The organism is Microvirga sp. CF3062 (assembly GCF_036314045.1).
In the GTDB taxonomy this organism is placed as follows: Bacteria; Pseudomonadota; Alphaproteobacteria; order Rhizobiales; family Beijerinckiaceae; genus Microvirga.
The window spans coordinates 190,824-204,105 of the sequence record NZ_JAYGGN010000007.1; the positions used below are offsets into that span (position 1 = coordinate 190,824).

General features: G+C 65.0%; 11 protein-coding genes. 8 read left to right on the forward strand and 3 right to left on the reverse strand.

Annotated elements, in window-relative coordinates:
- The first annotated feature begins 3 nt into the window (after positions 1-3).
- The 3 genes from VB618_RS14490 to VB618_RS14500 all read left to right on the forward strand — a co-directional run bounded on the left by VB618_RS14490 (position 4) and on the right by VB618_RS14500 (position 2,745).
- On the forward strand, positions 4-933 hold the full coding sequence (locus VB618_RS14490) for a sulfite exporter TauE/SafE family protein (protein WP_329797414.1): 930 nt from the start codon (positions 4-6) through the stop codon (positions 931-933).
- The gene (locus tag VB618_RS14495; RefSeq protein ID WP_329797415.1) at positions 930-1,691 is read left to right on the forward strand and encodes a TIGR02186 family protein; all 762 of its coding nucleotides are present in this window, start codon (positions 930-932) and stop codon (positions 1,689-1,691) included. The genes VB618_RS14490 and VB618_RS14495 overlap by 4 nt, the downstream gene beginning before the upstream one ends.
- Positions 1,692-1,767: 76 nt before the next feature.
- Entirely contained in the window at positions 1,768-2,745 is a 978-nt protein-coding gene (locus VB618_RS14500; protein WP_329797416.1) for a nitrilase family protein, read from the forward strand.
- Between the two features lie 102 nt (positions 2,746-2,847).
- Here the strand turns inward: VB618_RS14500 and pdeM are convergent, their stop codons facing one another.
- Positions 2,848-3,549 carry a ligase-associated DNA damage response endonuclease PdeM gene (gene pdeM, locus VB618_RS14505; protein WP_329797417.1) on the reverse strand — a complete coding sequence of 234 codons (702 nt, stop codon included), beginning with the start codon at positions 3,547-3,549 and terminating at the stop codon, positions 2,848-2,850.
- The gene (locus tag VB618_RS14510; protein ID WP_329797418.1) at positions 3,546-6,242 is read right to left on the reverse strand and encodes a ligase-associated DNA damage response DEXH box helicase; all 2,697 of its coding nucleotides are present in this window, start codon (positions 6,240-6,242) and stop codon (positions 3,546-3,548) included. Before VB618_RS14510 ends, pdeM begins: the two co-directional genes overlap by 4 nt.
- Before the next feature lie 274 nt (positions 6,243-6,516).
- Here VB618_RS14510 and VB618_RS14515 point away from each other — a divergent pair, with 274 nt between their 5' ends.
- Together VB618_RS14515 and VB618_RS14520 are read left to right on the forward strand one after the other, a co-directional pair.
- On the forward strand, positions 6,517-7,335 hold the full coding sequence (locus VB618_RS14515; RefSeq protein WP_329797419.1) for an SDR family oxidoreductase: 819 nt from the start codon (positions 6,517-6,519) through the stop codon (positions 7,333-7,335).
- An 83-nt stretch (positions 7,336-7,418) separates the two neighbouring features.
- Entirely contained in the window at positions 7,419-7,793 is a 375-nt protein-coding gene (locus tag VB618_RS14520) for a nuclear transport factor 2 family protein (RefSeq protein WP_329797420.1), read from the forward strand.
- Positions 7,794-8,056: 263 nt separating this feature from the next.
- Here the strand turns inward: VB618_RS14520 and VB618_RS14525 are convergent, their stop codons facing one another.
- On the reverse strand, positions 8,057-8,986 hold the full coding sequence (locus VB618_RS14525) for a class I SAM-dependent DNA methyltransferase (RefSeq protein ID WP_329797421.1): 930 nt from the start codon (positions 8,984-8,986) through the stop codon (positions 8,057-8,059).
- Positions 8,987-9,716: 730 nt separating this feature from the next.
- Here VB618_RS14525 and VB618_RS14530 point away from each other — a divergent pair.
- Genes VB618_RS14530 through VB618_RS14540 form a run of 3 tightly spaced genes read left to right on the forward strand, consistent with a single transcriptional unit; the run spans position 9,717 to position 13,095 of the window.
- A complete protein-coding gene (locus tag VB618_RS14530) occupies positions 9,717-10,898 on the forward strand; it encodes a ligase-associated DNA damage response exonuclease (protein ID WP_329797449.1) in 1,182 nt (393 codons plus the stop codon).
- On the forward strand, positions 10,895-12,640 hold the full coding sequence (locus tag VB618_RS14535) for a cisplatin damage response ATP-dependent DNA ligase (protein ID WP_329797422.1): 1,746 nt from the start codon (positions 10,895-10,897) through the stop codon (positions 12,638-12,640). Before VB618_RS14530 ends, VB618_RS14535 begins: the two co-directional genes overlap by 4 nt.
- A 2-nt stretch (positions 12,641-12,642) precedes the next feature.
- Positions 12,643-13,095, forward strand: a complete 453-nt coding sequence (locus tag VB618_RS14540) for a secondary thiamine-phosphate synthase enzyme YjbQ (RefSeq protein WP_329797450.1) — start codon at positions 12,643-12,645, stop codon at positions 13,093-13,095.
- Positions 13,096-13,282: the final 187 nt, after the last annotated feature.

The following is a 13,282-nucleotide window of genomic DNA, read 5'->3' on the forward strand; positions in this document are numbered from 1 at the left end:
GGGTTGCAAATCTATTTGCCTATCGCTGAAATGCCTGTGAGCGTTCTTCTCATCCTGGGGATGGGTGCGGCGGTGGGCTTCATATCCGGGCTGTTCGGTATCGGCGGCGGCTTTCTCATGACCCCGCTCCTGATCTTCCTCGGCATCCCCCCGGCGGTGGCCGTCGCGACCCAATCGGCCCAGATCGTCGCCTCCTCCACCACCAGTGTGCTCGGCGCGCTGAGACGTAACGCGCTCGATCACAAGCTCGGCGCCATCCTGGTGGCGGGCGGTTTCGTTGGATCCGTGCTCGGCGTCTGGTTCTTCGCGGCCGCGCGACGGGCCGGACAGCTCGATCTCGTGATCGTCATTTCATACGTGACGCTGTTCACCATCGTCGGAAGCCTGATGCTGAAGGAGAGCATCCGGGAATTCTGGCACAGGCGGAAAGGAGGCGTGGTGCGCCTGCGGCGCAAGGCCGGCGAGCATGCGCCCTATCTCGGCTGGCCTCTGCGCATGCGCTTCTACCGCTCCAAGCTCTATATCAGCGTCATCCCCATCCTCGGGCTCTCGCTCTTCATCGGATTCGCCGGCGCGCTGCTCGGCATCGGCGGCGGCTTCATCGTGGTGCCGGCGCTTCTCTACGTCTTCCGCGTGCCCACCACCGTGGTCGTCGGCACGTCCCAGTTCCAGATCGTCTGCACCACCCTCGTGGCCCTCATCCTCCACGCGGTGACGAACCAGGCGGTCGACATGGTGCTGGCGATCCTCCTCATCGTGGGCGGCGTCTTCGGCGCCCAGTTCGGTGCCCGCATGGGGCGCCATCTGCGGGCGGAGCTGTTCCGCTTCCTGCTCGCGATCCTGCTGCTGGCCGTGGGTCTGCGCTTCGGGCTCGAGCTCGTGCTGCAACCGGAGGAGCCCTTCTCCATCTCCGTCCAGGAGGTGCGCACGTGAGGGCGATCTGTCTCCTCCTGCTCCTGCTGGTGAGCCTCGCTCCCGCACGGGCCGAGACCCTGATCACGTCGCTGTCGAACCATCGGGTGCTGATCAATTCCAACTATACCGGCACGGAGATCGCGGTGTTCGGCGCCATCGAGCGCGATGCTCAGACGGTCGCTCGCGCCACGGCCTATGATGTGGTGGTGACGGTGCGCGGCCCACGCCAGTTCCTGACCGTGCGCGAGAAGGAGCGGCTCGGCCCGGTCTGGATCAACCAGGAACAGCAGAAGTTTCCCTCAGTCCCTGCCTATATCAGCGTGATGACCTCACGGCCGATTACGGAGATCACCAGCGACCAGCTGCGCCAGCGGCAGAAGATCGGTCTCACGGCTCTCGTCAATTCCAACGATTTCACCACTGGCCGCGACGGAGCGGACAAGCCGTTCCGAGAAGCGCTGCATCGCCTGAAGGCTCAGGAAGGTCTCTATCTCGAGGACGAGCGCGGCGTGACCTTCCTGACCTCGGACATCTTCCGCGCAGGAATTCCGCTGCCGGCCACGGCGCCGCCCGGCAACTACGATGTGGATGTCACGCTGTTCGCTGACACCGTGATCCTGGCCCGCACCAACACCAATTTCGAGCTGGTGAAAACGGGCTTCGAGGAGCAGATCGGTGTTGTCGCCCGCGACTGGTCGTTGTTCTATGGCCTTGCCACGGCCGTGATCGCGATCTTCTTCGGCTGGCTCGCCAACGTCATCTTCCGGCGCGACTGAACAAGACACCGGGCTCCGCCTTTACAGGCCGGGATCGTCAGGTGATCCTGCTCGGCAATTAAGGAGAGCATGCGCGATGATGCTGAAGGCCGGAACGGTTCAGTTTCACCACAGGGCCAACGACAAGGCCTACAACATGGCCGTGGTGGAGCGCTTCTGCCATGAGGCCGTCGAGCGCCAAGTGAAGATTCTCGCCTTTCCCGAGATGTGCCTGACCGGCTACTGGCATGTGCGCAATCTCGGAAGAAAGCAGCTGGAGGCGCTTGGGGAAGCTGTGCCCTCGGGTGCCTCCACACAGGCGGTCTTAGGCCTTTCGGCCCGGTACGACATGGCCATCGGTGTCGGGTTGATCGAACAGGCCGATGACGGACGGCTCTTCAACACCTATGTGGTCTGCCTGCCCGACGGACAGGTCCACCGCCACCGCAAGCTCCATGCCTTCGAGAGCGACGACATCGCGAGCGGCGACAGCTACACGGTGTTCGATACGCCCTGGGGCGTGAAGGTCGGTGTTCTCATCTGCTGGGACAACAACCTCGTCGAGAACGCGCGCGCCACGGCCCTGCTCGGCGCCGACATCGTCATGGCCCCACACCAGACCGGCGGCTGCCATTCGCGCAGCCCGCAGGCCATGGGGTTGATCGATCCCGCCCTCTGGGAGAACCGCCAAAGCAATCCGCAAGCCATCGAAGCGGAGTTCCGTGGCCCCAAGGGACGCGAATGGCTGATGCGCTGGTTGCCGGCCCGCGCCCACGACAACGGCTATTTCCTGCTGTTTGCCAACGGCGTCGGCGAGGACGACGGTGAGGTCCGCACGGGCAACGCCATGATCATCGATTGCTATGGCCGGATCGTCGCGGAAACCTGGAAAGCGGACGATGCTTTGGTCGTTGCCGATCTCGACCTCAGCCTCCTGCCGCTTGCCACGGGACGGCGGTGGATCCGCGGTCGCCGGCCAGACCTCTACGGCCTACTCACGCAGCCCCAGGGGCATGAGCTCGCACCACGGCAGGCGCGGTTTTCGGACGCGCCAGTGGTGAAAGCAGGGAAATGACACTCCCGACGTCATGGCCGCACTTGTTGCGGCCATCCACGTTTTTAGGCGGGTGAAGACGTGGATACCCGGGACAAGCCCGGGCATGACGCAGTTCGATGCTCAATCCCGGCAGAGCATCGCCTTGGCGATAGCAAAAATCCGCTCGGTGCCGATAAGGTGCGCGGTGAAGCCGTTCGGGAACAGCGGCTTGAACGCCGCATCGCAGGCATTCAAGCCGCCCGCATAGGCGCCAAGCGCCGGCATCACGCAGCGGCTGCCATTGGTAAGGAAGCAGCGCCGCCGCGTGGAGCGCCCGCGCATCACCACCTTGCCGACCGGATGGAGATGGCCGGCGATCTCCGCCTGCTCTCCCGACGCCGGTTCATGGCGCAGGGTGAGGGAGCCCAGGCTCATCTCCTCCACCACCTGCCCGCCGATGCTGTCCGGCAGGATACGGTCATGATTGCCCGTGACCCAGATCCATTCGCGGCCCTGCTGCACCTCTGACAGGGCCGTACGCTCCTCGCTCCCGAGGCGGTCCGGCCCGCCGATGTCATGAAAGCTGTCGCCGAGCGCGATCACGGTCTTCGGGTTGAAGCGAAATACCGCGTCGGAGAGCGCAGCAAGCGTCTCACGCGTGTCGTAGGGCGGCAGCATCATGCCGCGCCGGGCAAAGGACGAGCCCTTCTCGAAATGGAGGTCGGCCACGAGCAGGGCGTCGTGCTGCGGCAGATACATCGCGCCCGTCAGGTCGAGCAGCGCCGGCTGCCCCTTGAGCTCGATCTCGTGCGTTGTCTCTTTGTTCTTTCGCAATGCCGTCACGCCAAAGCCTCGTCGAGAAGCGCCGCTTCCGCCTCGGCCAGAATCTCGTCCGCGTTGTCGCTATAGACGCGCTCGCGGCCGATCTCCAGCATGACGGACACGCTCAAAGGAGAAACCCGGTCGAGCGGCTTGTGGATGATTCGCCCCCGGATGCGCTCAAGCATCATGCCGAGGCGCCTCACGTCGAGGAGTCCCGTTGCCGCATCCGCCCTGGCAGCGCGCAACAGAACGTGATCGGGCTCGTGCTTGCGCAGCACGTCATAGACGAGATCGGTGGAAATCGTCACCTGCCGTCCGGTCTTCTTCTCCCCCGGAAACCGGCGCTCGATGAGGCCGGCGATGACGGCGCATTGGCGGAAGGTGCGCTTCATGAGGGAGGATTCCGCCAGCCAATCCTCCAGGTCGTCGCCCAGCATGTCCTCGGAGAACAGCTCGTCCAGAAATCCAGGCTCCCGCCCGGATCGGGCCGCGATGTCGCCCGAGGCATAGACCGCGATGCCGTAATCGTTGGCCACGAAGCCCAGGGGTTTAAGCTTGGCCCGCTCCAGGCGGCGGGTGAGCAGCATGCCGAGCGTCTGGTGCGCGAGCCTGCCCTCGAAGGGAAAGCAGGTCATGTAGAAGCGGTTGCCGCGCGGAAAGGTCTCGACCAGAAGATCGCGCGCCCCCGGCACGATGGAGCGGCGGCGCTGCTGCAGGAGCCATTCGGTCATCTGCAGCGGCAGACGGTCCCATTCGAACGGATCGGCAAGGATCGCGCGCACGCGGGCTGCGAGAAAGGTCGAGAGTGGGAACTTGCCGCCCTCGTAGGACGGGATCATCGGATCGGTGCCGGCGCCCGCGCGGGTGGCCAGCACCTCGTCCTCGGAAATGCCCTCAAACCGCAGCACCTCGCCGGCAAACAGAAACGTGTCGCCCGGCGTCAGCGTCTCGGCAAACGACTCCTCGATCTCGCCGAGAATTCGTCCGCGCGGCAGGACCGTGCCCGGACGCGAGCGCATGGACTTGCCGAGCCGCACCTTGATCATGGTCGACTCGACGATGGTGCCCACGTTGAGCCGGTATTGCTGCGCCACCCTGGCATCGCGCACGCGCCACAGGCCGTCGTTGCCCTTCACGATCTTGGCAAAACGCTCGTAGGCACGAAGGGCATAGCCTCCCGTCGCGACGAACGCCACGCAGGCCTCGAAATCCTCCCACGTCAGCCCCGCATAAGGGGCGGCGGAACGCACCTCCTCGTACAGCTCCGCCAGGTCGAAGGGACCGGCGCAGGCCATGCCGAGGATGTGCTGGCAGAGCACGTCCAGCGCACCGATGCGGGCATCCGGCGTGTCCTGCGCAGCCTCGTGCACGGCATCGAGCGCGGCACGGCATTCAAGAATCTCGAAGCGGTTCGCCGGCACGAGATAGGCTTCCGACGGCTCATCCATGCGGTGGTTCGAGCGGCCGATGCGCTGCATGATGCGAGAGGCCCCTTTCGGCGCGCCCACATTCACCACAAGATCCACATCGCCCCAGTCGATGCCGAGATCCAGCGTCGCGGTGCAGACGACAGCCTTCAGTTTCCCCGCCGCCATCGCCTCCTCGACGCGGCGGCGCTGCGACACGTCAAGGGAGCCGTGGTGGAGCGCGATGGCGAGATTGTCGTCGTTGAGCTTCCACAGCTCCTGGAACGTGTATTCCGCCTGCAGGCGCGTGTTGACGAAGACGAGCGTGGTCTTATGCGTCCGGATGAGTGCGTAGATCGCCGGCATCGACAGGGACGCCGTGTGGCCTGCGAGCGGCAAGCGCTCGTCGAGGTCGAGCATGCGGATGTTCGGCTGCGCGCCGCCCTGCACCACGACGAGATCGGCGAGGCGCTCTTCATCCTCCCCTCGGATCACGGGTGTTCCCGTGATCCGTTCTTGGTTTCCCAAGTCGGAAACATCCGACTTGGGTGGGGGAGGGTCGGAGCGCGTCAGCGCTCCGGGGTGGGGTGGCAGCGCAACATTCGTAATGGTCGCGCTTCCTGCCCCCTCCCGCACCTCCGGTGCGACCTCCCCTCTCAAGGGGGAGGTGGATCGCTGCGGCACCAAGTACCTCCGCAAATCATCCGGCTCGCGCACCGTCGCCGACAACCCCACCGCGGTGACCTGCGGGGCGATCGTCATCAGGCGTGCTAACCCCACCGAGAGCAGGTCGCCGCGTTTCGAGGTGACGAGCGAGTGCAGCTCGTCCAGAACCACGCGCCGCAGATCCTTGAAGAATTCCTGCGCCTCCGCATGGGCCAGAAGCAGCGCCAGCTGCTCGGGCGTGGTGAGCAGGATGTCCGGCGGCCGCTCGATCTGCCGCGCCCGCTTGTGTGAGGGCGTATCGCCGGTGCGCGTTTCGACACGGATCGGAAGCCCCATCTCGGCGACCGGTATCTCGAGGTTGCGGGCGACGTCGGTGGCGAGCGCCTTCAGGGGGGAAATGTAGAGGGTGTGGAGCCCGCGCTTCTCCTTGAACCCGCGGCCTCCCCGCTCCGAGAGTTCCACAAGGCTCGGCAGGAACCCGGCCAGCGTCTTGCCCGCCCCTGTGGGCGCCACGAGCAACACGGAGCGGCCCTGCCCGGCCTTGGCGAGCAGGTCCAGCTGGTGCGCCCTCGGCTTCCAGCCGCGGCTCTTGAACCAGTCACGAAAGGTTTTGGGGAGAAGGGAGGCGGGACGCTGGGACATGAGTCCTCAAGATAAGGCTACCGGAATGGTTCCGCCATGGTTGGGCCCCGGCTCTCCCCTGTCATTCCCGGCCGGAGCGTAGCGGAGGGGAAGGGAAGGGAATCCATAGCGCTGCTCCTGATCGTGGATCCCCTTCCCGGCCTCACGGCCGCCGGGGATGACATTGGTGGTGCTGCCTTAGAACATGTGAACGTCGTCATCCGCCCGCTTGCCATCCGGCCCAGGATCGCCTCAGTTCAACCAACGTCAAAAACAACACGAAAGGGCCAAGGCCATGCCGCACGACACCCAGTTCCAGAACGCCGTCGCCGTCGTCACCGGAGGCACGCAAGGGGTGGGCGAGGCCATCGCCCGCACGCTGGCCGAGCGCGGCGCCAAGGGCATCGTGATCTGCGGCCGCAACGAGGAGCGTGGGCATGCGGTGGCGCGGGAGATCTCCAACCAGGGCTGCCACACGGAATTCGTGCGGGCCGATCTCGAGAGCGTCGAGGAGGCGCGCCAGGTGACCGCGCGGGCCGACAGCGTCTTCGGGCGCGTCGACGTGCTGGTGAACGCGGCCGGCATCACCGACCGGGGCACGATCTTCGACACGAGCCCGGAGCTCTTCGACCGCATGTTCGCCGTGAACGTACGCGCGCCCTTCTTCCTCATGCAGGAAGCCGCCACGATCATGCGTCGGGAAAAGATCGAAGGCGCGATGGTCAACATCCTGTCCATGTCGGCCCATGGCGGGCAGCCGTTCATCTCGGCCTATTGCGGCTCGAAGGGCGCGCTTGCGACGCTCACCAAAAATGCCGCCTTCAGCCTCATGCCGTGGCGCATCCGCGTGAACGGCCTCAACATCGGCTGGATGAACACGCCCGGCGAGGACCGGATCATGAAGACCTATCACAGCGCCCAGGATGGCTGGCTGGAGAAAGCGGCGGCAGAGCAGCCCTTCGGGCGCCTTCTGGATCCGCGGGAAGTGGCGCGCGCCGTTGCATTCCTCACGTCCACTGAATCCGGCATGATGACCGGCTCGATCATCGACTTCGACCAATCGGTGATGGGCTGCTACGAGAGCGCGCCGCACCCCTCGAAGCCGGCGCAGTAGACTTAAAATCCCTTGGGCATGACCAGCGGGTTTACGATTCGCACTGTTTTGCCCCCTGTCTCAGGCGGAGAAAGGATGCCGTCGTGTCAGTCTTGGACGAGATTATAAGTTTGCTGCAGCTCAAGGCCTCCTTGCTCGTGCAGAGAGACTCTTCAAAGCTTTTGGAAATCCTCGACCCGAGGTTCGTCTATATCAATGCCCGAGGCCGACGCTTCGACCGTGGAGGCTATGTGAACTCGTTTTGTGGTCCAGAAGGCATCCGGTTCCATAGTCAGTCCTTTGACGACGTCCAAATCCAAGACTTTGGCACCTTTGCCGTCGCTACGATGAATGTGCACGACATCTTAGAATACGAGGGCGAAGTGCATTCCGGCATCCTGCGGTCACTCTGCGTGTTCGGCCAGACCGAGTCTGGATGGCGCTGGTCTGCGGGTCAAACCATGCCTGTCACAACCTAGTCCCTCCTTTGATTCTTGCGTGGAGCAGGTGTGGGAATGCTCCGACGGAGTGAGACATGTCCGTCATGGCCGGGCCTGTCCCAGCCATCCCGATGCAGCAAGCACGGCGCGCAACATCACCGGGATCACCTGCACAAGGCCGGTGATGACGAGGGAGACAAGCGTTGACAAGATTGCCGAGAGAAGCGCTCCGCCTTTACGCCGATACCCTCCGACCTCCCTGCAGGAGGGAGAAGAATTCCGAAAAGTTCCCACACTCGCTCTCAGCGCTGCAGCACGCACATAAACCCTGGAACCGGCACGCCGCGATCCTCCCGGGTCGAAACCCGCTCGAAGATTACCACCTTAAAACCCACCACCTCCGCGAGATCGCGCAAGTAGGCCTCGCTGTGAGCATAGCGCGCATCCGCGCCGAGGATGAAGCCCTCCCCCTCGTGCGTCTGCACCGTGAAGGCCAAGAGCCCTTCGCGCTTCAGGACCCGATGCGCCTCGCGGAACGTGGCATCGAGCGCCGCCATGTAGACGAAGACGTCGGCCGCCACCACGAGATCGGCCTCTGCATTGGCGCGGCCTGAGAGAAACGACACGAGCTCGCCCTCATGCAGGGCATCGTAGAGCTTCGTCTTCTCCGCTTTCTCCAGCATGCCGGGCGAGAGATCGACACCCTCAAAGGAGGAGCACGATCCGTCGAGCGCCTGCGCCATCAGCCCCGTGCCGCAGCCGAGATCGAGGGTGAGGCCGAAGCGGCAATCTCGGCTTCGCTCGGAGCAGGCACGGCGCAGGGCGTCGGCGATCAGCGCCGGCCCGCGATAGGCCAGGCCCTTGGTCAGGTGCTGGTCGAATTTCGGCGCGTAGTCGTCGAAGAGCGCCCGCACATAGCCCTGCGTGATCGCCTCGTCGGGCGCCAGCGCTCCGAGCCTCGCGAGGTCGAGGCGCACGCCCAGCGCATCCTCGGGCTCAAGGACTAGAGCCCGCCGCAGCGCATAGACCGCTTCCTCCCGCGTGCCCAGTTCGGCCAGCGCGCGCCCCAGCATGGCGTGGGCAGCGGCAAAATCCGGCGCGAGCTCCAGCACCTGCCGGGCCAGATCGGCCGCGGCCTCAAAGTCGCGCTCGTCGAAGGCGGCGCGGGCATATTCGTAGCGGCGGTCGGCGCGAAAATCGCCGGTGGATCGAGTGGTCGAGGACGGTGGCATGAGGCTGTGGATGCGGGACGGCGCAAGGGCTGTCAATGGTGCACAAGCCCTAGTGTCATCCCCGGCGGCCGTGAGGCCGGGGATGACACGCTCCAGTCCTGACGCTCTTCCGGTCCTGCTACCCTCTAACGTCATCCCCAGACTTGGTCCGGGGATCCACGTCTTTGCACCGCTATGGTTCCGAAGGCGCGGATGGTGGGAATGACACGCTCGCTGTCATTCCGGGGCACCAAAGGCGAGCCCGGAATCCATAACCGCTTACGGTGCAGAAAGAGGCGCAATGCTGGTCATCCCTTCCTGAAACGTCGTGTTTATGGATTCCGGGCTCCGCTGCGCGGCCCCGGAATGACAGTGGGTTGGCAGGAGCAATGTTCTCACTTTGTTCTTGACAATCCTCCTAAGCTAGGCTATAGCCAAAGACATCCTCGCCCGACGAGGGGCGCGCTCGCGAGGCGTCGCAAGAGTGGGGCGGGGAGCGGTCCCGCCGCAGGTTTCGCATGCCTGTGGTCGCGGGAGGTCGATCCTGGCTCTGACCAGGTCCACCTGAAAAGAACCGCGCGTGACGAGCAGTCTGGCTCTCACCTTCACCACACATCATCGAGCCGGGCTGCCTGACGCGCCACCCTCGATCACCTTCAGGCTCGCAGCCCAACGGCTGCGGGCCCCAAGGCGCTGGCTCGGCGTTACCCCTCGGCCTGACATCAACAATCCGAACCCTATATCCCCAGCTATGGCACTGCGTTCCACCGACATCCTCACCCAGACCCCGCAAGGGCTCTACTGCCCCCTCGGCGACTTCCACATCGATCCGGTCCGCCCCGTGAAGCGGGCACTGATCACGCACGGCCATTCGGACCATGCCCGCTCGGGACATCGCTCCGTCATGGCCACCCGGGAGACCCTGCGGATCATGGGCGTGCGCTACGGCGAGGACTTTGCCGGCTCGACCCAGGAAGCCACCTTGCGGGAGAGCCTCCAGGTTGGGGACGTGACCGTGCGTTTCACGCCGGCGGGCCATGTGCTGGGCTCGGCTCAAGTTTCCATCGAGGCCGGCGGCACGCGCGTGGTGGTGTCGGGCGATTACAAGCGGGCCGAGGACCCGACCTGCATGCCCTATGAGGTCGTGCCCTGCGATGTGTTCATCACCGAGGCGACCTTCGGCCTGCCCGTCTTCCGCCATCCGGACACGCGGGGAGAAGTCCGCAAGCTCCTCGATTCCGTTGCCCTGTTCCCTGAACGCGCTCATATCGTCGGGGCCTATGCGCTGGGTAAAGCACAGCGGGTCATGGCGCTCCTGCGCGAGGAGGGCTACGACCAGCCGATCTATCTCCACGGCGCCATGGAGCGCTTGACCGAGCTCTACAAATCCGAAGGCATCCCCTTGGGCGAGACCCCCAAGGTCGTGGCCTCCGAGCGCGGAAAACTCGCCGGCGCCATCGTGATCTGCCCGCCCTCCTCGATCCAGGACCTCTGGTCGCGCCGTTTTCCCGACCCGGTCACCTGCTTCGCTTCCGGATGGATGCGGGTGCGAGCGCGGGCCCGGCAGAAGGGCGTGGAACTGCCGCTCGTGATCTCCGACCATTCCGACTGGGACGACCTGTGCCGCACGATCCGGGAGACCGGCGCCAGCGAGGTCTGGGTCACCCATGGGCAGGAGGACGCCCTGGTTCATTGGTGCACCACTCACGGCATCAAGGCACGCCCCCTGCACATGCTGGGCTATGGTGACGAGGGTGAGGCCGAGGAGGCTGCCCACCCTCCCCTTGAGGGGGAGGGTCGCGAGCGGAGCGAGCGGGGTGGGGTGGAAACGCCACCCTCAGAAAGCGTTGGCGCCAATCACCCCACCTCGGCTCTTCGAGCCGATCCTCCCCCTCAAGGGGAGGATGAAAAGGGTGAGGTGGAAACGCCATGAACCGCTTCGCCGCCCTCCTCGACCGCCTCGGCTACGAGCCGCGCCGCAACGCCAAGCTGCGGCTGCTGGTGGATTACTTCCGCCATACCTCCGACCCAGACCGAGGCTATGCGCTCGCCGCCATGACCGGCGCGCTGATGTTCAAGGAGGCCAAGCCCGGCCTGATCCGGGGACTGGTCGAGGAGCGGACCGATCCGGAGCTGTTCCGGATGTCCTATCACTATGTGGGCGATCTCGCAGAGACCGTGGCCCTGATCTGGCCCACTCCGGGGCACGAGAGCGTGGCGCCGGCCTCGGACATCCCCGCCATCGGCCACAACAACCCGCCGCCACATGTTCCGACGCTCACCGAGGTCATCGAGACGCTGGCGACCACGGGCAAGAGCGACCTGCCGGCCCGTGTCGCCGGGTGGATGGACGCCCTCGACGAGACAGGACGCTGGGCGCTGATCAAGCTGATCACCCGGGAGCTGCGGGTTGGCGTTTCGGCCCGGCTCGCCAAGACCGCCGTTGCCCAGCTGGGGCAGATCGAGCCCGACGAGGTCGAGCTGGTCTGGCACGGGCTGGAGGCGCCTTACGAGGATCTTTTCGCCTGGGTCGAGGGCCGGGGCGAGAAGCCGGAATCCGGCAACCCCGCCCCATTCCGCCCGTCCATGCTCTCGCACCCGCTGGAGGATGAGGACTTTGCGAAGCTTGAGGCCAGCGAGTTCCTGGCCGAGTGGAAATGGGACGGCATCCGCCTTCAGGCAGCGGCAGGCCACGACAGCGACGGGCGCCCGGTGCGGCGCATCTATTCCCGCACCGGCGAGGATGTCTCCCGCGCCTTTCCGGATCTCGTGGAGGCGCTCGATTTCGAAGGCGCCATCGACGGCGAATTGCTGATCGTGCGCGAAGGCCGGGTGCAGACCTTCAATGTGCTGCAGCAGCGCCTGAACCGAAAGGCCGTGACCCCGAAGCTCATCGCGGAGTTCCCGGCCCACCTGCGCGTCTATGACATCCTGTTCGAGGGCGAGGAGGACCTGCGTGCCCTCCACTTTGCGGAGCGGCGGCGACGCCTGGAGGTGCTCGTTTCCAAGCTCAATGATCCGCGGATCGACCTTTCGCCCATGGTGCCGTTCAAGACCTGGGAGGATCTCGCCGCCGCCCGCGCCGATCCGGCCTCGGTTGGAGCCGGCCCCGATGCGGACGCCATTGAGGGCTGCATGGTGAAGCGGGCGAACAGCCCCTACCTGCCCGGCCGCCCCAAAGGCTATTGGTACAAGTGGAAGCGCGACCCCTACCTCGTCGACGCCGTGATGATGTACGGCCAGCGGGGGCATGGAAAGCGCTCGTCCTTCTATTCCGACTATACCTTCGGCGTCTGGCGTGACGGTCCGGGTGGCGAGGAGCTGGTGCCGGTGGGCAAGGCCTATCACGGCTTCACCGACGAGGAGCTGGTGAAGCTCGACCGCTATGTCCGCAACCACACGGTCAAACGCTTCGGCCCGGTCCGGGAGGTGGAATACGGCAAGGACAAGGGGCTCGTGCTGGAGGTTGCCTTCGAGGGGCTGCAGCGCTCGACCCGGCACAAATCCGGCGTCGCTATGCGCTTTCCCCGCATCAACCGCATCCGCTGGGACAAGCCCGCGGCCGAGGCCGACCGGATCGAGACCTTGGAAAAGATCCTGGAACGGGGCGAACAGGAGGTTCATCCGTTGAAGGATCAAGGGGCCAAGCGGCAAGGGAAACGGAAAGAGGCATGACGATGCTCGAAGTGGAAACCTTGTCCGAGGCAAGCGTGACGCAGCAGATGAACGGCCGGCTCGTGGTGGAGACCGACGGCCAGGGCTTCACCGAGATCACGGAGGCCCTGGCGCGCTGGGTGTTCGGCACCGGGGTCCTGAACGGTCTTCTGACGGTTTTCTGCCGTCACACCTCGGCTTCGCTCCTTATCCAGGAGAACGCCGACCCTGATGTGCGTCAGGACCTGCTGACGGCCCTCGACCGCTTGGCGCCCCGAGAGGCAGGCTATGTCCACTCAACCGAAGGCCCGGACGACATGCCGGCCCATATCAGGACCATGCTGTCCGGGGTTTCCCTCGGCATCCCCGTGGTGGACGGCCAGATGGTGCTGGGCACCTGGCAGGGCGTCTATCTGGCAGAGCACCGGGACCGGCCGCACACCCGCACCCTGATCCTGCATCTGATCGGGGCGTAATCCACATGATTGGATGGGACGCCTCAGTAGTTTCCCTTAGAATAGCCAAGAACAGCGTTTGCCGCCTTGCCATTTCCTCAAGGATGCGGCTAAAGCATCGGACCCAAAAGTGGACTTGCACTTTTGGGATCGATCCGATGCTTTCTCTTTGGATTAGAGCATCGTTCGGGCGGAAAACCGGGTCCAC

What these genes read in the sequence shown, in the direction of transcription:
- VB618_RS14510 (WP_329797418.1), bottom strand. Translation starts at nt 6,242, where the DNA reads ATGTCCCAGCGTCCCGCCTCCCTTCTCCCCAAAACCTTTCGTGACTGG.
- VB618_RS14530 (WP_329797449.1), top strand. Translation starts at nt 9,717, where the DNA reads ATGGCACTGCGTTCCACCGACATCCTCACCCAGACCCCGCAAGGGCTC.
- VB618_RS14540 (WP_329797450.1), top strand. Translation starts at nt 12,643, where the DNA reads ATGCTCGAAGTGGAAACCTTGTCCGAGGCAAGCGTGACGCAGCAGATG.
- VB618_RS14535 (WP_329797422.1), top strand. Translation starts at nt 10,895, where the DNA reads ATGAACCGCTTCGCCGCCCTCCTCGACCGCCTCGGCTACGAGCCGCGC.
- VB618_RS14515 (WP_329797419.1), top strand. Translation starts at nt 6,517, where the DNA reads ATGCCGCACGACACCCAGTTCCAGAACGCCGTCGCCGTCGTCACCGGA.
- VB618_RS14500 (WP_329797416.1), top strand. Translation starts at nt 1,768, where the DNA reads ATGATGCTGAAGGCCGGAACGGTTCAGTTTCACCACAGGGCCAACGAC.
- VB618_RS14525 (WP_329797421.1), bottom strand. Translation starts at nt 8,986, where the DNA reads ATGCCACCGTCCTCGACCACTCGATCCACCGGCGATTTTCGCGCCGAC.